Genomic DNA, 19,933 nt, shown 5'->3' with positions numbered 1-19,933 from the left:
TATGGTTTGTTCTGGTTGCAAAAGGACTGATTATAGTCCTGCCCAGAGTGAGTGCGGTTAGAGTACTATTAGCTCTCTAAGGCATTGGCCAAAAGTTCATCCAAACGCTGTGTGTTCGCGCCGGAGACGAAATCCTTATTGACCAGGAAAAACGGCGTGCCTGTCAGAGACGGGATGCGGTTGGAGAGCAGTAGTGTGTCTTCGATATGGCGATCCAGAGCGACATCTTTCATGTCAGCGTCGAATGTGTCCATGTCGGCGCCTGTGTCTTCGATAATTTGGCGAATGCGCTCCTTGGTCAGGCTCCGCTCATTCATAAGGTCGAAGTGGACTTCAGTATATTTACCCTGGCGTGCCGCGGCGAGAGCGGCCTTGGCGGCGTAACGCGAGGTGTTGGAACGGCTATCTAAGATTGGAAGCTCTTTAAATACGATACGTACTTCGTCAGGATAGTCTTCCATCAGGTCTTCAACCCACTGTGTCGAGCTTTTACAGAAGCCGCAATTATAATCGAAAAATTCGACGACTGTGACCTTCGCGTCCTTCGGACCGATGCTGACATCACGCGGATCATTGAAAATTTGAGAGGAAACGGCTTCTATAGCTTCGCGGTCCTGCCGCAGTTCCAATTCGATCAAGGCATCCCGGATGATTTCCGGATTTTCCATCAGGTAGTCTTTGATGATCCGTTCAACATCGGCCTCTTTTACATCCGGCCCTTGCCTTGCTTCTGCGCAGGCATTGAAAGAAATTGCCATGGCCGTTGCCGAAACGGCGATAAGAAATCTTTTCATGAGAATACACCTATTGTCATTTTGGCCGCTATATCAGGCCGGTCTTAATAAATCTTGAGAATTTACTGGATTAGAGACGGATATCTGCCGCTATCACCAGATTGTGAAATGCTTAGGCTAAAGGGTTTTCTTCCCCGACGATCTCCGTCACGGGCAAGCTGCGCATCCGAAACAACAACAATATCGGAGGCGCGCCGCCATTGCGGCTCATTGCGGGGAAGATCCTCTTGTGCCCGTTTGGCAAAAGAGCGCGCGCGCTGAATATCGCCAATGGCGTAAAATCGCTCGGCGCTGGCATATTTCGCAAGCGCGTCATTACCCTGCTGAGCATAGGCCAGGGACATAAGATACCAGGCCTGACTGTTATCTTTTTCCGTTTGCAGGGAGGCTTTCAAAAGAGTGATGGCTTCTTCAACCTTCTCGTCTTCCCGTGTTTCGATAAGGGATTGTGCCAGGGCGATTTCCAATAAAGGCGCGCCAGGTTTTAACTCCAATGCCTTTCTGGCCGGAGGGAGCGCGTCCTCTCGCTGGCCGCTTTCATAGAGGATTTGAGCTTTAAGCTCATAGAAATACGGATTATTTGGTTCTTCTTCAATCAGGGAGTCAATTTCCTTAATGGCATTATTCAAGCTCGCGGATCGGAAAAAAGCAACAGACCGGGCGTAACGCGCATACTGACTTTTATCTGAAAGTGGATAGCGGGAGAAAACAAGCTGCGGGCCTTCCAGAAAGCCTCTAAGCTTTGCCTTCATCATATCCATCTCATGCTGTTCCTGCGCCGAGTCCCGTATATCTGTGTACTCGCTTTCCTCAACCCGTTCCCGCAAGGCGTCGATCCGGTCCGAAGAAAGAGGGTGTCCCCGAAAATACGGGTAGCGGCGGGCTTGTGAGAGCACTTCCTGAGCCCGGAACTTTTCAAAAAACTCAATGAGGCCTTTACCGGACTGTCCCGTGGCTTCCATGAAATTTGCTGCATATTGATCCGCGGTAGATTCATTTACCCGGGAATAAGAAAGAACTTCCAATGTTCCGAATTGCGAAGACCCGCCGAGAATAAGCGCGCCAGCGGATGTTTCGCCTGCTAAAATCGCGGCCAATCCCAATCCGGCGGCGACCAGCATGGAGCCATAAGCACTGCGTTGACCGTAATCGGACCGCACAATATGCCCTCCGACAATATGGCCCGTTTCATGGGCGATAACGCCCTTAAGCTGATTGGGATTCTCGGCTTCCAGGATGAGACCGCTATGCAAGAAGATATTCTGGCCTCGCGTCACAAAGGCGTTCAGTGAAGGATCATTGACGAGATAAAGATCGACAGAAGAAGGCGACAATCCGGCGACGCGTAATAGAGGATCGGTAAATTCACTTAAAGTTTCTTCGATTTCAGTATCGCGCAGCAAGGACTGGGCCTGAGCCTGAGTTAACGGCAGAACCGCACAACTCAACGCCAGAGCGCTGATTTTTAATCCGCGTATGAAGTGTCTAAGAGCCACACATTTTCCTTTGAGTCACAAGCAGAGTTTTTCAAAGCCTTGTGACTCCGTCAAGTTACGCAGGCGTAACATAGCAGTGACCGCCTTACTCTGCGATCACCAGAAATTTAGCGTTTCAGGCCGAACCACCCACGCTTCTTTTTCTTGCTGGAACTATCCGGTTTTGCAGAGTTTTTTGTCGAGCCTGTATCAACAGCGGAGTTATTTTCAGGCGCTGAATGCACAGGCTCAGGTTCGGATTTAGAGTCGGCTGTCGCCGTTGCTGCCTTCTTTGAAGGGGCCTTGCGTGTCCGGGAGCTTTTGCTCGTCGACTCGGCACTTTTCTTCGGAGCTGCGCGACGTCTGCTCGGCTTTGATTCGACCGCAGAAGTCTCTTCAGGCTTAGTTTTAGAAGCGCTTTTTGACGGCGCGCGCTTCTTAGCCGGCGCCTTTTTCGCAGCGGCTTTCTTAGGACTTTGTTTTTTCTCATCGGTCACATCAGAGGAGGTCTCTGCTATTTTTGAGGCTTCCTTTTTTGGGGCCGCGCGGCGCCGTGAACTGGATTTAGACGGCTCGGATTTTGAGGTAGTGTCCTCTTTGGCAGAAGCCTCCGTCTTTTTCGCGGGCGCTTTGCGTTTACGAGCTGGCTTGGCTTTCGCTTCTGAAACAGCGTCTTCGTCCTTTTTGGCAGGGGCCTTACGGCTCCGCTTCGCTTTTGCCGGCGTTTTGACCTCGTCTTCCGCTTTGGGTTTACGAGGCGGAGCCGCCCGGCGTCTGCCGCTAGCGGCTGAGCTTGGCTTTTTCGCGCTCTTCTCTTCCTGTTTCAGATCAGACTCTTTGGTAGAGTCCGATTTATTGTTTGAATCAGGTGCGGCTTCGGACTTGGCTTGCGTAGATGAAGCTTTTGAAGGCGCTTTACGACGACGGCTGGAGCGAGATTTGGCCTTTGCTCCGTCTTTGGACGAATCTTTAGCGTCTGTGCCCCCAGAGCTTTTGTCTGATGAACCGCTCTGGTCTGGCGCCTCTGACTCTGCCTTTTCATCACCGGATTTTCGGGTTGGCGCTTTACGGGTCGCGCGGCGTCGGCGCGACTTAGGCTTGCTCTCACTTTCTGATTTTGGATCGATGACTTCCAAGCCATCAGGCGTTTCCCCAGACGTATCCTTGTCAGACTTATCTGACTCAGATTTTTTGTCTTTGGATGTGTCTGAAGCGTTTTCGTTAGAGTTGTCCTCTTTCTGATTTTCATCCCGCAACCGTGAACGACCCCGGCCGCCGCGACGCCCGCGACGGCTCCGTCGGCGCCCTGAGCGTTTCTCGTCTGAGTTATCAGAGGATTCCTCTTTGCTCTTAGACTCTTCGTCAGAATCTTCATCTTCATCAGAGTCATCGGTGTCTTTTGATTTTGCAGACTGCTTTTTCGGCGCATTTTGCGACTTCTGACGTTGTTGCCTGAACTCTTTTTCGATTTCGTCGAGTGGATCCGGGCCTTTCCGGCTCTTTTTCTCGAGGACTTCAATTTCATAATGCGGACGGATAAGCTCATCATCAGCGAGAACTTCTGTGAAGACCCCCATATCCTGATCAACCTGAGTCAAAAGATCGCGTTTCTCATTAACGAGGTAAAAGGCGACATCCGGAGAGACTTTCAGGCGGATGCGCTGAGCTTCGCCGCGTGCCGCGGTTTCTTCCACAGCGCGAATGGCGGCCAAGGCACTACTTTCCACTGTCCGCTTCCGGCCAACGCCTGCGCAATGCGGGCAAGGTGTTGTAGAGCCTTCCAGAAGACTACGACGGCGGCGTTGACGCGAAATTTCCATCAGACCGAATTGAGAAATTCGGCTGGTCTGGATGCGCGCCCGGTCTTGCGACAGAGAGTCTTTCATCTTGCGTTCGACGGATCGATTGTTCTTATTTTCGTCCATATCGATAAAGTCGATAACAATAAGGCCGGCCAAATCCCGAAGACGCATTTGGCGCGCGACTTCTTCTGCCGCTTCCAGATTGGTCTTGAGCGCGGTGCGTTCCACATTGCGCTCTTTCGTGGAGCGGCCTGAGTTCACGTCGACTGAGACCAGGGCTTCTGTGGGGTGAATAACAAGATATCCGCCGGATTTAAGCTGAACGAGCGGGGACAGACTATTTTCAATCTGGCTTTCCGCATTATAGCGGAGGAAGAGAGGGATTTCCTCTTTATATTGTTTCACGAATTTGGCGTGACTCGGCATGAGCATTTTGATGAAGGCTTTAGCTGTTTTGTAGGCCTCTTCACCTTCGACCAGAACCTCATCGATGTCTTTATTATAGAGATCGCGAATGGAGCGTTTGACCAGATTACCCTCTTCATGGATGAGGGCAGGGGCTATGGATTTCAGCGTGGTCTCACGAATATCTCCCCATAGACGGGATAAATACTCGTAGTCGCGTTTGATCTCGGCTTTGGTGCGCTTGGCACCAGCCGTTCTGACGATGACGCCCATCCCTTGAGGAACATCCAAATCCCCCATGACGGATTTCAGGCGTTTACGATCCGACCCATTGGAAATTTTGCGGGAAATGCCGCCGCCCCGTGGGGTGTTAGGCATGAGAACGCAGTAGCGTCCGGCCAGGGACAGATAGGTTGTCATGGCCGCGCCTTTATTGCCGCGCTCCTCTTTGACGGCCTGCACAAGGATAATCTGACCGCGTTTTATAACTTCCTGGATTTTATAACGGCGACGGGAAATGCGCTTGCGGCGAGTGCTGGCCACTTTGGCCTGTTCATCCGCAACTTCGGCATCGTTTTCATCTGCGGCGTCATGAACATCAGGGTCGACATTTTCGTCGCGTTCGACATCGCCAGAATCGCCATTGTCAGAGTCTGCGTCATCTTCTTTCGAACTGTGTTCCTCTTCCTCTTCGAGAATCGCCATGCGATCTTCATAAGGAATCTGGTAATAGTCCGGATGGATTTCGGAAAACGCAAGGAAACCGTGACGATTCCCGCCATATTCAATAAAGGCGGCCTGAAGGGAGGGCTCTACCCGCGTGACGCGGGCGAGATAGACATTGCCGCGCAGCTGACGCTTGTTACGGCTCTCAAAATCGAGTTCCTCAACTCGGTTGTGATCGACAATGACGACGCGCGTTTCTTCCGGGTGGGAGGCGTCGATTAACATTTTCTTTGACATGGAAAACTCCGTTGCGCCTCGCTCTTATGGGCCTTTCAGGCGGCAAGAGGGGCTGCAAATGATTAATGAAATAGGGTGAAAAAGCGCGCAAAGACATTCCTGCCTGACCTTTCGGGTCATCGGGCCGGGACTGCGTCATATTGAACTTACCTGCGTGCATCAAAACTCTCTGTGTAGCAGACATTCCGCACAATATATGCTGTCTGCGTGGACAAGATAGGGACAGGGGGAGGGCCAAAAAAGGGATCCGCACCTTGCGACGAATGTGTCGGTGCCGTTCTTATCTGACTCCATCTTTGCCCCATATTAAAACGGTTTGCAAAGCCTATTTCATGTTCATGACGGTGAACATAACTTTACCGATGTTTAAACTGACGGATTAATCAGAAGATGTAAGAGTTTATTCATCCTACTCCGTAAGAAAGACGTTATGAAACGCCTGCGCAAAGCTCTCGCCACTTTGGGACTGATTCCCGCCGTCATGATGGTCTTGCCTCTTTCGGCTTGTGCCGGTCCTAATGTGACCCCGCGGGTAAAACCTTCGCTTTCGAATCCGGCTGTGGAATCATCGCTTCCGCGCACCGCTCCCGTGGTAACTGAGCCTCGATACTTTAAATCCACAACGCCTTATCCTCGTCTGGCGCCGCATCTCAACAGGGCGATTGCTAGCCGTGGCATCAGCCGTAAGCCTGTCATATTTATTGATGCAGGGCATGGGGGCCGGGATCCGGGCGCGATCGGAACAAAGGGCACTTATGAAAAAACTCTCACGAGTCAGGCTTCGGCAACGCTTAAGACAATGCTTGAGAGCACGGGACGATATGACGTCAGGATGACGCGAGACAGGGATGTCTATGTCGACCACGACCTGCGATTACGGCTGGCCAGAGAAGGCGGGGCGGATTTGTTCATTTCCATTCATGCCGATAGCGCAGGCAGTAAAAACGCCCGCGGCGCCTCTGTCTACACGCTGGCGGATCGCGCCAGGGGGCGTTCAAAAACACTTGTCAGTAATTCCCAGAACTGGATCATGGATGTCGATTTGTCGAAGCAGTCTGATCCGGTCGGAGATATTCTTGTAGATCTTGCTCAACGTAAAACGGAAAGCCAGTCAGAGCAGTTTGCAGACATTCTTCTCTCGGAGCTTTCCGGCGCCACCCACTTGGTGGGAAATTCGCACCGGCGGGCGGGGTATTTTGTCCTTTTGGCCCCAGATGTCCCGGCTGTTTTGTTGGAACTCGGTTTTCTCTCCAATGCACAGGATGAAAGCCTGCTTCTTAAGCCGTCCCATCGGGATAAAATGATGCGCTCCGTTGTGACCTCAATTGACCGGTACTTTTTAGAAAATCAGTAGCTTCGCCAGAGTGAGGTTAACAGCGAAGGCTGCGCGGCTGACTGAAGAATATAATTGCGCCTTCAATCTCTCACATTAATGTCTTACATTCGACAGAATTGGTCATCAAAGTATAGGCTGATTCGAAGGGTAACTGGCTGTTTATGACTAAATTCCTCCGCATATTGAAATGGTTATTTGCCTTAGGTTTCGGTTTGGCCGTTGCTCTGGGCATTTTCGCCTTTGTCTATGTGGTGAAAGCCACAAAAGATTTGCCGACATTGGAAGTCTTGAAAGAGTACAAACCGCCAGTAATGTCGCGGGTTCATGCCGGGGACGGAAAACTTATCAGCGAGTTCCGGACAGAGGCGCGGGTTTTTGTGCCCATTGAGAGTGTTCCGCTCCAGCTTCAGCACGCTTTTGTCGCCGCAGAAGACCAGCGTTTTTACACGCATGATGGTTTCGATGAACGGGGTTTTGCCCGCGCAATGATTGCAAATGTCGGTCATGTTCTCAATGACAGGCGCCTGGAGGGCGGCTCTACGCTGACTCAGCAAGTTGCGAAAAACTTTTTGGTTGGAAATCAAAGAAATATTGACCGAAAAATCCGCGAAGTTGTCATCGCCCGGCGCATAGAAAAGGCGATGAGCAAGGATCAAATCTTGGAGCTCTATCTCAACGATATCTATTTTGGTCGGGGCGCTTACGGCGTGGCGGCGGCGTCTCTGAATTATTTCGGGAAACCGATGAAAGATCTGACAGTGGCCGAGATGGCGTATCTGGCTGTATTGCCGAAAGCCCCGTCAAATTACCAAATTCATGATCCAGTGAAAAAAGAGCGGGCGCTTAATCGTCGGGCCTACGTCATCAATCGAATGGTAGAAGATGGCTATGCCACAAAGGAAGAAGGTGAAGCCGCTAAGGCGACCGATATTGTTTTGACCGATCGCCTGGAGGGCGAAGAATATCTGGCGGCGGAATATTTTGTGGAAGAGGCGAGAAAACAGATTTCGCAGCTCTATGGCTACGATGAACTTTATACCGGGGGATTATCCATCCGGACGACGCTGGACACGTCTATGCAGCTCAATGGGCGCCGCGCGCTCCGCCGTGGATTAGAGATGTTTGATCGCCGCCATGGCTATCGTGGTCCCCTGACAAATTGGGAAAGTTTGGACGACTGGAAAACCCGCCTCAGTGAGTATGAGGGGCCGAAAGATGTCGAAGACTGGCGCGTCGCCTTAGTTCTGGACGTGAGTGAAAATAAGGCTGAACTTGGATTTGCACCGCCAGAAGTTGAAGAGGCCGAAATAGAAGGAGAGGAAACTCCGTCGGTTCAAGAGGTTGAGGATAAGCCAGAGGAGGACGTACGAGGTCAAATGTTCCTCAAGGACATTGCTTGGGCAGGGAAGGCCCTTCCAAATGGTCGCTATGGTTCTAAGCCCACATCTGTTGCGGATGTGGTTTCCAGGGGCGATATCATATTGGTTCAACGCAAAGATGAGACGAATGAATATAATTTGCGCCAAGTGCCTAAAGTCAATGGCGGCCTGATTGCCATGGATCCGCATACGGGCCGTGTTTTGGCCTTGATAGGTGGTTACAGTTTTGAGCAGAGCCAATTTAACCGCGCAACTCAGGCAAACCGTCAGCCCGGGTCTGCTTTCAAGCCCTTTGTTTATGCGGCAGCTTTGGAAAACGGTTACACGCCTTCAAGCAAGGTTCTGGACGCCCCATTCGTGATCGAACGAAATGATGTGAACTGCGAAGAAAACGAATCCGGACAATTGGAACTTCGCCAAAATAGCGAAGACAGGGACGCGGGCTCCACTGGCCAGTCGGCCTCTCGCGGTGCTTGTGAGCGTTATTATAAACCTTCAAACTATAATGCCGGGAAGTTTTATGGCTTGAGCACACTACGTTTGGGGCTGGAAAAATCCCGGAATGCCATGACAGTTCGACTCGCCAATGACATTGGAATGCAGCCGATTATGGATATCAGCAAGCGTTTCGGCATTTACGATAATCCGCAACCTGAACTTGCCTGGGCTTTAGGGGCCGGAGAGACGACGCTGTTGGAACTCGCCACAGCCTATTCAGAAATGATCAATGGCGGGAAAGCGATTACGCCGACTATTTTGGACCGCGTTCAGGATGGAACCGGTAAGACAATATTTGTTCACGATGATATTCAGTGCACCTCTTGCCAGCAGGAAGAGTATGAGGGCGAAGCGCCCCCGGAATTGCCGGATATGCGGCCTCAGATTATTGATCCCGTCACAGCGTATCAAATTACGTATATGATGCAGGGCGTGGTGGAGAACGGTACGGGCGGTTCTGTCCGTAGCCTTGGGCGCCCATTAGGCGGTAAAACAGGAACGACCAATGAGTCCAAGGATGCCTGGTTTATGGGTTTTTCTCCTGATCTCGTGGTGGGTGTTTATGTCGGAATGGATAACCCTGAATCCATGGCGAATGAAACGGGCAGCTCTGCGGCTGTGCCAATCTTTAAAGACTTCATGGAAGACGCATTGGAAGGCACGTCTCCAGTCCCATTTCGTATTCCCGAAGGCGTGACGCTTTCGCCGGTTAACAGAGACACAGGCGAAAGCTCTTATATCGGTGCGCCGAATTTTATTCTGGAAGCTTTCAAGCCCGGAACAGGCCCGAAAATTGGCGGCTTGTCGTCCTCTATCCGGGTTGGCAGCGGGTCTGACACGCTGACAAATTACAGGCAGGAACAAAGAAACGAAAGAGTGATATCGCCCAGTGAAGAGGACTCCCTAGGAGAATTCGTCGAGGACGAGTCTGGAGAGCCTTTTCAGTCGGCGCCTCAGCCGGAAACGGATGAAAATGACCCGTTTCCAGTGACTGAAGAGTCAGAACCGGATACTATTGACGATGGCATATATTAAGGTATTTGACCGTCATGCGTGCTGATATTTCTCAAATGAAAACTGAAATCGAGCAGTCTATAGAGCTGCTGAGGAGGCGTCTTTGACTGGGAGCCATCCGAACATCGTCTAGCCGAATTAAACGCCCTGGCAGAGGAGCAATCCTTCTGGGATGATCCTCAAAAAGCTCAAACACTTATGCAGGAGCGCGCGCGTCTTGAAAGCGCTTTTGACTCCATCCAAAAGCTTGAAACTGACCTGTCTGACAATGTCGAACTGGCCGAATTGGCCGAGATGGATGACGATGAAGAGATGTTTGAGGCGGCGGCGAAAGCTTTGGCGGCTGTTAAGGAAAAAGCGGCCGAAGCTGAGCTGGAAGCCCTGCTTTCCGGGGAAGCCGATGCCAATGATTGCTTTATTGAAATTCACCCCGGGGCCGGCGGAACCGAGGCGCAGGACTGGGCCGAACTGGTGCTGCGGATGTATTCCCGCTGGGCCAATTCCCGCAATATGAAAGTTGATGTGATTGAACATGAGGACGGCGACGGCGCCGGGATCAAGTCGGCAACCATCAAGGTGAAGGGACACAACGCTTTTGGTTGGCTGAAAACAGAGTCGGGTGTTCACCGCCTTGTACGGATATCGCCTTATGACAGCTCCGCCCGACGGCATACCAGTTTTGCCTCAGTTTGGGTCTACCCGGAAGTTGACGATTCCATAGAGATAGAGATCAATGAAAGCGACTGCCGTGTCGATACCTACCGCGCATCCGGTGCAGGGGGACAGCACGTCAATAAAACCGATTCTGCGGTTCGGATTACGCATGAACCAACAGGCATCGTTGTGCAGTGCCAGAATGACCGAAGTCAGCATAAAAACCGGTCGCAAGCCTGGGATATGCTGCGGGCTCGTCTCTATGAAAAGGAACTGCAGGAGAGGGAAGCTGCCGCTCAAGCTCAGGCTGATAACAAATCAGATATCGGGTGGGGACACCAAATTCGATCTTATGTCTTACAGCCCTATCAAATGGTGAAGGATCTCCGCACAGGTATTGAGACGTCTGATACGTCTGGCGTTCTGGATGGAAAGCTAGACCCGTTTATGGCGGCGGCGCTATCGGCCAAGGTAAACTCCGGGGAAGACGCAGGCGCATAAAAAAGCCACCCTGAGGCGGCTAATTTTTGCGGGCCTGAAGGGCGAATTAAAAAGACCTGACTTAACTTGCTTTTTTCTGAGCTGATTTTACGGGCTCTGCAGTTTTCGTACTGGGAGCTGTCTTTCGAGCGCATTTTCCATCAAAAAAGGCTCCGTTGGCGATCATGAGCTGATCTTGAACAAGGTCTGCCTGAACATTTGCCGTTTCGGCGAGCTCAATTGACCCAGCATCCACTTTACCCGTTATTTTCCCGCGCACATGGACGCTTTTGGCAACGACTTTGCCGTTTATAATGCCTTGTTCTCCAATGGTGATGTTTCCCGCATGAACATTGCCGTCAACCCGGCCATCAATCTGGACATCGCCATCTGTTTTAAGATCGCCTGTAATAATCAGGTCCCGCCCCAAAATAGACGGCGCCGAAGAAACTCGCGGGGCAGGGGCCGAAGTGGTTTTCTTGCTATCATCGACAGCTGCGCTGCTGGAAGCATTGGTCTTATTGAACATAGAGGCCTGCTCTCAAAAAGTTTTCCGGGTCATAAACACGGCCCTGAAAGTGAACTTCATAGTGAAGATGAGATCCTGTACTGCGACCAGTCGACCCCATCCCTGCGATTTTATCCCCCTTAGAGACTTGCTGCCCTTTTTTGACATAGGTTTTTTGTAAATGAGCGTAGCGCGTGACAAAACCATGTCCATGGTCGATTTCCACAACGCGTCCATATCCACCATTGCGGCCCACAAAGGAAACAACGCCGTCGGCCGTCGCGGCAATAGGTGTCATGCTACGGCCGCCGAAGTCGACGCCTTCGTGAAAGGTTGGACGCCGTGTGAAGGGGTCATGGCGAACGCCATATGTGCTCGTTCTATAAGTGTCAGTCAGAACGGGAAACCCAAGCGGGAGAGACAGAATAGCCTTGTCTAAAGCTTCAGCTTCTGAGAGGCGGGCTTGAATACTTGCAATGCGGGAGCCAAATTTTCCGTCTTCAATCGGTGCGTCTGCTTCATCCAGCGGCACATAAAGTCCGCCTTTGCCAAAGGGACCTTCTTTAAGGACTGTATCAACTTGCATGTTTGTGGCCCGGATAAGGGCTCTGTTGCGCTCGATACGATCCAGTGTTTCAGCTTCCGCGGATACCAATATCTTGTTTTGCGTTTGGTCAATCGTATTGAGCGACTGGTCAATGTTTAGGCCCGTTTCGGCCATGGCGTTAGGTACGAGGGCTTTTCTTGGGACCCGCGGCGCAGGATCGCGAAGGGTCGGTGACATAAGCACCCGGTTGGACGCATATTTTATAGTCGGTAAATTTACGGGCGAGACGGGAGACCCCGCATTAACCAGTTGAGAGATTGCCGTATGTTTTTCCTCAAAGCTCTTGGCCATGCTTTCAAAGCTTTGTTTTTGCTCGGCGAGCAAAAGTTCAGTGTTGAGCTGCTTGGCGCGCTGGTCAGCCAGCATACGTTCATATTTGGCTTCTATAAGTTTGGCTTGCTTGGCGGGAGCGCGGAGAGGGTTATTGCCCCATAATAGGTTAACAAGCGTAATCAAGCACCAGAGCGACATGAAAGAAAGGATTGCGGCGACGATAAGCTGCAACCGTGTCGAAAGAACATAGTATTTTACTTCACCCCCAGATCGGAGATAAATTTGACGTTCCCTAAAATGTTGTAGAATGCGCTGACGCACATCCCCCACGACGTCATTAATCATGATTCCCCATCCGCATGCTTTGATTTCACTCCTTAGACCAAAACGTCATATCCAGTTCAAGCGATTTTGCACGTTAAGAACTGTTATAATGTTGTTAAGCGTCGTTAAACTGCATTAACAAATCGCTAACGGGGCGTAATAATCTTCCGTTAACCCCGCTAAAGTGCGGGCTTGTACATTAAATGGCGGCTTCAACTGCCCTGCAAAATGCTCCCTGACCAGCTTATGGAAGTAGGGACGGGGCTTTTCGCCCTCCAATTCAGCGATTCGTTGGAACCATTTAGCCCCGATTTTGACATGACCGATTTCGTCTTCATAGATGACTTTCAGAACCGCGACGCTTTCTTTGTCCTGCACGCGTTCCAGCTTTTTAATCATGCCGGGGGTCACATCAAGGCCTCTCGCCTCCAAAACCATAGGAGCGATAGCAAGTCGCGCTGCAATTTGATGGCGAGTTTTATACGCCGCGTCCCAAAGGCCGTTATGCGCTGGAAAGTCACCATATTCGACGCCGAGAGTTTTTAGCCTGTCGGATAATAGATTGAAATGCTTTGCCTCTTCCGCGCAAACCCGGCTCCAATCTTCTATAAAGTCAGTCTGGAGTTCCGGGGCTATCAGTGGATGCCTTGCAAAACGCGCTATCATGTCCGCCGCAAGATCAATTGCATTTAGCTCGATATGTGAAATGGCGTGTAAAAGAGCGGCGCGGCCTTGAGGGGAGCCAAGGCGGCGGCGGGGAACCTCACCGGGTAGAACAAGCTCAGGCTTAACAGGCCGTCCGGGACGGTCGCCCGGCATGAGTTCTGATTGGTAAGGCCTTTTCTCCGCTCTCTCCCACTGAGAGCGCATAGACAGAGCCAACGCCGCTTTTTCTTCGGGCGCCGAAGCGTTTAAAACAGCGCAGCTTTGATCGATTGGATTGAAAGTCATTTTAATTATGGGTTTGCTTAGGCGCTTTTAACTTCTTCTAAGACAGCCTCTACATGGCCCTTTACGCGTACTTTAGGCCAGATTTGTTGAATTTTCTGATCAGGACCAATCAGGAAGGTCGCCCGCTGGATTCCCATATATTTTTTCCCATACATATTCTTTTCGACCCAAACGCCGTATTTTTCTACGACGTTACCATCGACATCTGCGCCAAGGCGAAGTTTCAAATCGTGCTTGGCAATAAATTTGTCATGTTTTTGAGCCGTATCTTTTGATATCCCGATAATCGCACAATTTTGTGCTTCAAACTCATCCTTCATCTCTGTAAATTGAATTGCCTCCTTCGTGCAGCCGGGCGTGTCATCTTTGGGATAAAAATAAAGGACTACAGACTGGCCTTTGTAATCTTTCAGTTTTAGAGTTTTACCTCCGTCGCCTTCCAGTTCGAAGTCCGGGGCAGTGTCACCAATTTTCAATTCACTCATATCAGGCTCTCATTCTATGGCAGTTCAATTACAGACACGCCCATAGCCAGACAGAAAACGGTAGGCTAGAGCGATTTCCAGCATGACAGAAGAAGCACGACATATAAAGCCGGATGCTTCGCCTATTGAACACACCAAGAGCGACTCGAAAACCCTCTTCTGGCTCAGGCGGATTGGCTATCGGTTATGGCGTCTGAGTGCGGAGCTTGGCGCCGTCATTATGGGCGTGGCTGTAGTCTGGCTCTTCGCCTTGTCCTGGTTTTTGTCACAGCAATCTTTGGATATCTCAAGTGCACGCGGGGTATTGGGTCAACTTTTTACCGAGACGGTTGCCGGGGCCGGAGTCGAGATACCCTCTATGCGCCTCGACTGGTATCCAGCCAATGACGATATTGTTTTTACCGGCGAGAACATCATTATCAATGCGAATGATGGGACAGATTTGCAGAACTTTGCCACTCTGCAGAGTTATTTCCCTTTGAAAGACGTTCGTCATGGAAACCTGATCCCGCGTAAAGTGGTTCTGACAGGGGGAGTTGTAAGTTGGGTGGAGGATGAAAACGGGCGAATTCGGGCCGGTTTGGGCACGCCCGACAATCTCGGGAGACTTGGTCCGTTATGGGAAGGCCGCCGCGCCACATCGCGTCGTCGGGCGACCTTGGACCTGGACGGCGTTGATACGGTCGAGATTAATGAAGCTCGGGCTTATTATATAAATTCAACGAATGGTCTGGCCGCTTCATTGAGTGATGTGACACTCAATGTCGAGCGTCAGGCTGAAAGCTTGAACCTGTCACTTGCTGCAAATTTGGCGCAACCGGAAACCGAAGAGCAAGTGCCTTTATTACTTTCGATTTCAACTAATACGAAATTTGATAATTTTGATGTTTCCCTTCGGGCAGAAGGTCTTAACCCATCTGTTTCGGGTCCTACGAAAGGACGCTATGCGCAGGTCAGGGATCTGGACGCGCCCGTTACTCTTAATACAAATTTTTTATACGGGCCTGAAAGTGGACTGGCCTCAGCAGATTTAGATTTAAAAGTTGAAGCGGGTATATTTGATCGAGCAGATTTAGGCCGTGAATTCGAATTTGACTCAATACGAACCTCTGCAGTCCTGAACGCGGGCGACGCCGAAATGACCATCAGGCAATTGGACGTGATTGCCCCTCAATTAAGATTTGAGTCAACAGGGGCCCTTACGGATCTCGATGCAATAAATGACGGCGACATAAATTCATCGCCTTTTTTCGATTTGAACTTCCAGAAGCTATTTTTAGATGCCCGTCCTGTTTTTGAGGAGAGCCTGAATTTCAAGGGTTTGGACATTGCAGGCCGACTCGATGTGGATGCACAAACCCTGAATATGGAGACACTGACGCTTGACCGGGGGTCGCATAAATGGGTGGCTTCAGTTTTCTTGGATCGAGATGACGAAGGACAGTTCGAGGCAATAAGGGCTGAAGGCGCGGTGCAAGGCCCTCTGACAAACCCGGAATTATTGGAGGTGTGGCCCATCAAATTTGCCGATGGAGCGCGTCGCTGGCTGGATCGATCTGTTGAGGGTGGGGTCATTGACGGCCTGAGTTTTGAAGCTGACATAGAGCGGTCAGATGACGGAGAGTTAGTCGAAAAAGTGATGGACATGGATTTCACGGTTAGAGACGGGATCGTGAAATATATCTCGACGATGACGCCGCTGACGAACGCGTCCGGTGTCGCGAAAATTACTGACAACAGATTGGATTTTTCCCTTGAGACAGGAGAAATTGGTGATTTGAGGCTTTTGCCTAGCCAAATCCAAATCCCGCGTTTGAAACCCAAGGGCGGGGATATTATCATCACGATTAACGCCAATGGCGGAGCGTCAGAGATGCTGAGCCTGCTAAATCAACCCCCTTTCAAGCTTGCCGATAAATATGAAACTGACCCCGGCGACGTGAGCGGGCAGGGGTCTGTCAGCGTTAAAATCACGCGGCCCTTATTGGAGTATTTTGATCAAAACCGCATTCTCTACGAAATCAATGGAGATTTTACGGATGTGGCGGCGCCTTTTAAAATCGGTAACTATAAACTGACAAATGGGAATGTATCCCTGAATGTCGACAAGTCGGGTTTGCAGGTTAAAGGCCCGGTAAATATTGGCCCGTGGCAAACCAATATGGAGTGGTCGGAAACTTTTGATGAAGGTCTGACACCTTCACGATATCACCTCTCCGGCCAAATGACCCCGGATGTGCTGGACAAACTAGGTGTCGGATTTCGTGAATATATGGATGGGACAGCCCAAGTCGATATTCGAGCGACCGGAAGCGGGGCCGATATCAAATCGGCCATCATTTTAGCGGACCTCGAAGAAACAGAAATTTCTATTGGCGAGTATTGGAACAAGCCAAAGGGGGAGCCGGGCAGCCTGTCGGCGTCTGTAACGCGAAGTGAAAATTCAATTGATATATCTGCGTTCGAGCTCTCAGCGCCTGAGCTGGATGTAAAGGGACAATTGGCTTTCCGTTCTGACTTTGCTTTGAGAGAACTTGTTTTTGAAACATTCAAAGTTTCAGACTTGGTGGATGCCAGACTGGTGATGAAACCGGATGCAGAGAGGGAGGTCTTGTCTGCCAATTTGGACGGCGCCCTCTTGGACATTTCGTCAATTCTGGATAGGTCTTTATCAACCCGGACATCGGCTCTAGACGTTCCGCTTTCCCTCAGCGCGACTTTGGACGAATTGATCTTAGATCCAGAATTTACGACAACCCAAGCTACGCTCTTTTATGCTCATAGTGGCCAAGCCATGACCCAGCTAGATCTATCTGCCGACACGGAGGCGGGGCCATTATCTGTAAGTCTTGAGACGGATCAGCCAAACAAAGTTCGAACCGTCCAGGCGAACTTTCCCGATGCTTCACAAGCGGCAAATGCCTTTTTAGGAATAAACAGCCTTCAAGGCGGCGCTTTTAAAATCATGGGGAACTTACCGCTTCCAGGCGAAGAGGGAAGCTATGTTGGCCAGGTTAACGTAACAGATTTCATAGTGAAAGACGCTCCTATACTTGCGCAGCTGCTCTCTCTTGGATCTTTGACGGGCTTGTTTAACACTCTCTCTGGGGAGGGACTTGCCTTTGAGAACTTCGAATTACCGTTTCAACTTTCTGATGGCGTTTTGACGGTTCGGGATGCGCGGGTCTATGGCCCGGCGCTCGGCATGACGGGCGCAGGCAATATTGACCTGAAAAATGAAACCGTGGATTTGGACGGCGCCTTAGTCCCGGCTTATACAGCAAACTCACTCTTGGGCGATCTTCCTCTCATTGGGGACTTACTCGTAGGTAAGGAAGGGGAAGGAATATTTGCGCTTAGTTACCAAGTGGCCGGGCCATTTGAAGCAACTCAGATAACTGTGAATCCGCTGTCGGCTCTGACGCCCGGCTTTCTCCGAGGTATTTTCCGAAAGCAAAGAGACGACTTGCCGGAGGTTGAGCGGTTGATGGAAGAAGCAGGAGAGGTGGCGCCTCCCACAGACTAATCAGAATATGGAATCAAACAATTTTTAAAAGGGCGTGTTTCTTTTTACCAACGGACAGTTTGATAATTCCCTCTTTTACATCTGCACTTTCCAGCACTTTCTCATGTGTCGTGACTTTCTCGTCATTCACTTTGAGCGCCCCGGCTTTGATGTGGCGGCGGGCTTCGCCGTTCGATCCGGCTAATCCGGCCATGACCGTGGCCGCCAAAACCCCCAGAGAGCCAAGCTCGCTTTTTTCAACGTCAAAAGTGGGGAGCCCTTCGGCGGCCATGCCTTGCTCGAAAGTCTGTTTCGCTGTTTCAGCGGCTTCCTTAGCGGCATTAGCGCCGTGCAAAAGAGTCGTCGCTTCATCGGCCAAGCGCGCTTTGGCGATATTGATGTCGGCGCCTTCAAGGGCTTCGAGTTTGGCGATTTCGTCCAGGGACACAGCTGTGAAAAGGCGTAGGAAACGACCGACATCGGCGTCATCCGTGTTACGCCAGAACTGCCAATATTCATAAGGGGTACGGAAATGGTGTTCGCTCAGGCCCGGGTCGCCATTGAGCCAAATGGCCCCATCGACCGTCTTACCCATCTTTCCGCCCGAGGCCGTTGTGATGAGCGGGGTGGTGAAGCCGTAAACTTCATTACCTTCCATCCGGCGCGTAAGGTCTACGCCTGTTACAATGTTGCCCCACTGGTCCGAGCCGCCAAGTTGGAGCGTGCATCCGTAACGCTTGTTGAGTTCAACAAAATCATAACTTTGCAGAAGGGGGTAATTGAACTCCAGGAACGTCATGGGAAGTTCATTTTCCAGTCGCCGCTTCGCGGTTTCCATCGTGACCATCCGGTTGATGGTAAATTGGGTGCCGACGAGACGCAGAAATTCAATATAGCCGAGATTGTCCAGCCATTCCGCATTATCAACTAGGATGGCAGGGTTATCGCCGTCAAAATCTATAAAATTGGAGAAGACCTGTTTAATGCCGGCCTTGTTTTCTTCAATCATCTCATCCGTCAAAATCGGGCGCGTTTTGTCTTTCATGGACGGATCGCCGATTTTGGTCGTACCGCCGCCGAGCAAGACAATAGGACGCCCGCCGGATTTTTGAAGGTGGCGCAGCATCATGATTTGAACAAGAGAGCCGACATGTAGGCTCGGCGCTGTGCAGTCAAATCCAATATAGCCGGTCACGACAGAAGACGAGGCGGCTTTATCCAGCCCGTCTTCGTCCGTGCACTGATAGAGAAATCCCCGCTCGGTCAGCGTTTTCATCAAATCGGATTTGTAATTGGTCATAAAAGCATCTTAGTTTTGAACTTTGCGGCTTCTATCAAGCGGAAAAATCATGTCAAAGGCAAAGGTGATGGAATCGAAACGTTATATAGCATTAGGTTTGATGAGTGGCACCTCTCTGGACGGAGTTGATGCGGCCGTCATTGAAACAGATGGTGAAGAGGTTTTTGAATTTGGAAAGTCAATCTGTATTGCTTTCCCGGAGGATGGGATTGAAGTAAAAGAGGCGGTGAAAACAGCCTTGAACTGGCGGTTCGAAGGCCCCCCACCGAATAAACTTCAAATGGGGTCTGATTATGTCGATAGGGCGCATATCGATGCCATTAAAGCTTTGAATGCCCAAGATATAGACATCATCGGCTATCATGGTCAGACGGTTTTTCACCAACCTGCTCAAAAAGGTGTGAAGGGGCAAACTTTGCAACTTGGTAACGGCCAATCCCTTGCGTCGAAATTTGGCGTGCCTTGCGTGTACGATTTTCGCACGGCCGATGTGAAAGCAGGCGGACAGGGGGCGCCTTTGGCCCCTATCTATCACCAAGCTCTTTGCCGTTACTCCAGATTAGAAGGCCGTATCGCCGTCGTGAATATTGGCGGCGTTTCAAATGTGACGCTGATAGACGGCAATAAGCCTCTCATTGCAACAGATTGCGGGCCCGGGAATGGCCCCTTGGATAGCTGGATGGAATTGAAAGGAGCCCGGAATTACGATTTCGCGGGGGAGCAATCCATGAAAGGCCATGTTGACCTGAAACGTATCGCTAGGTGGTTTGAACGGGATTTCTTCAAAAGGCCCATACCCCGTTCGGCAGATCGATATGATTTTGATGTTTTAGCAGACATGCGGGATATGAGTTTGGAAAACGGCGCGGCAACTTTGGCAAGTTTCTGCGCGCAATCCATCTCCCGTGATCTTCAAGCCTTTGCGCCGAACAAAATAATCGTTTGCGGGGGCGGGCGTCATAATCCCGCCATTATGGGGATGCTTGATATGCATACGGATGGCAACGTCCTGAGCACCGAGGACGTCGGTTGGGACGGAGACGCTCTGGAAGCGCAGGCCTTTGCCTATTTGGCGGTCCGCACGGTCAAGGGCTTGCCAATTTCCTTTCCGGGAACGACAGGCGTTCCGCACCCGATTACAGGAGGCGTTGTCGCCCGCCCCTAATTGGCTTACAGAAAT

At 50.9% G+C, this 19,933-nt stretch carries 13 protein-coding genes; 5 read left to right on the top strand and 8 right to left on the bottom strand.

All coding sequences use genetic code 11. The features are described 5' to 3' along the window. Window positions 1-68: 68 nt before the first annotated feature. The 3 genes from ACN0IC_RS08580 to ACN0IC_RS08570 form a co-directional block, all read right to left on the bottom strand. Window positions 69-794, bottom strand: coding sequence for a DsbA family protein (locus ACN0IC_RS08580; RefSeq protein WP_416878361.1), 726 nt, complete (start codon window positions 792-794; stop codon window positions 69-71). A gap of 62 nt (window positions 795-856) precedes the next feature. Then, window positions 857-2,290 carry a M48 family metalloprotease gene (locus tag ACN0IC_RS08575; RefSeq protein ID WP_416878360.1) on the bottom strand — a complete coding sequence of 478 codons (1,434 nt, stop codon included), beginning with the start codon at window positions 2,288-2,290 and terminating at the stop codon, window positions 857-859. Window positions 2,291-2,397: 107 nt separating this feature from the next. Beyond that, complete coding sequence (locus ACN0IC_RS08570; RefSeq protein WP_416878359.1) at window positions 2,398-5,439, bottom strand: Rne/Rng family ribonuclease; 3,042 nt, start codon at window positions 5,437-5,439, stop codon at window positions 2,398-2,400. Window positions 5,440-5,869: 430 nt separating this feature from the next. On the opposite strand from ACN0IC_RS08570, the gene ACN0IC_RS08565 reads away from it, so the two are divergent. From ACN0IC_RS08565 to prfB, 3 genes are all read left to right on the top strand, one after another. Beyond that, entirely contained in the window at window positions 5,870-6,793 is a 924-nt protein-coding gene (locus tag ACN0IC_RS08565) for an N-acetylmuramoyl-L-alanine amidase family protein (protein WP_416878358.1), read from the top strand. 143 nt (window positions 6,794-6,936) lie between these two features. Next, window positions 6,937-9,687 carry a penicillin-binding protein 1A gene (locus tag ACN0IC_RS08560; RefSeq protein WP_416878357.1) on the top strand — a complete coding sequence of 917 codons (2,751 nt, stop codon included), beginning with the start codon at window positions 6,937-6,939 and terminating at the stop codon, window positions 9,685-9,687. 14 nt (window positions 9,688-9,701) lie between these two features. Further along, window positions 9,702-10,821, top strand: a protein-coding gene (gene prfB, locus ACN0IC_RS08555; protein WP_416878356.1) for a peptide chain release factor 2 whose coding sequence is annotated in 2 segments (ribosomal slippage) — window positions 9,702-9,770 and window positions 9,772-10,821 — 1,119 coding nt in all. Because the reading frame shifts where the segments join, the coding sequence is not laid out codon by codon here. Between the two features lie 61 nt (window positions 10,822-10,882). Here the strand turns inward: prfB and ACN0IC_RS08550 are convergent. The 4 genes from ACN0IC_RS08550 to bcp form a co-directional block, all read right to left on the bottom strand. Next, window positions 10,883-11,329: a bactofilin family protein gene (locus ACN0IC_RS08550; protein WP_416878355.1), complete on the bottom strand. Its 447-nt coding sequence runs from the start codon at window positions 11,327-11,329 to the stop codon at window positions 10,883-10,885. Beyond that, entirely contained in the window at window positions 11,319-12,533 is a 1,215-nt protein-coding gene (locus tag ACN0IC_RS08545) for a M23 family metallopeptidase (protein WP_416878354.1), read from the bottom strand. The genes ACN0IC_RS08550 and ACN0IC_RS08545 overlap by 11 nt, the downstream gene beginning before the upstream one ends. Window positions 12,534-12,647: 114 nt before the next feature. After that, on the bottom strand, window positions 12,648-13,463 hold the full coding sequence (locus tag ACN0IC_RS08540) for a ferritin-like domain-containing protein (protein ID WP_416878353.1): 816 nt from the start codon (window positions 13,461-13,463) through the stop codon (window positions 12,648-12,650). 17 nt (window positions 13,464-13,480) lie between these two features. Then, window positions 13,481-13,948: a thioredoxin-dependent thiol peroxidase gene (bcp, locus tag ACN0IC_RS08535; RefSeq protein ID WP_416878352.1), complete on the bottom strand. Its 468-nt coding sequence runs from the start codon at window positions 13,946-13,948 to the stop codon at window positions 13,481-13,483. Window positions 13,949-14,030: 82 nt separating this feature from the next. On the opposite strand from bcp, the gene ACN0IC_RS08530 reads away from it, so the two are divergent. Beyond that, complete coding sequence (locus ACN0IC_RS08530) at window positions 14,031-17,474, top strand: AsmA-like C-terminal domain-containing protein (protein WP_416878351.1); 3,444 nt, start codon at window positions 14,031-14,033, stop codon at window positions 17,472-17,474. 13 nt (window positions 17,475-17,487) lie between these two features. Here the strand turns inward: ACN0IC_RS08530 and tyrS are convergent, their stop codons facing one another. Further along, complete coding sequence (gene tyrS / locus ACN0IC_RS08525) at window positions 17,488-18,753, bottom strand: tyrosine--tRNA ligase (RefSeq protein WP_416878350.1); 1,266 nt, start codon at window positions 18,751-18,753, stop codon at window positions 17,488-17,490. Window positions 18,754-18,802: 49 nt separating this feature from the next. Here tyrS and ACN0IC_RS08520 point away from each other — a divergent pair, with 49 nt between their 5' ends. Next, complete coding sequence (locus ACN0IC_RS08520; protein ID WP_416878349.1) at window positions 18,803-19,918, top strand: anhydro-N-acetylmuramic acid kinase; 1,116 nt, start codon at window positions 18,803-18,805, stop codon at window positions 19,916-19,918. Window positions 19,919-19,933 lie beyond the last annotated feature (15 nt).

The organism is Litorimonas sp. (assembly GCA_029936425.1).
Taxonomy (GTDB): Bacteria; Pseudomonadota; Alphaproteobacteria; order Caulobacterales; family Maricaulaceae; genus Litorimonas.
Note: the sequence above shows the minus strand (reverse complement) of the source record. Positions and strands in the feature narration are given on the sequence as shown.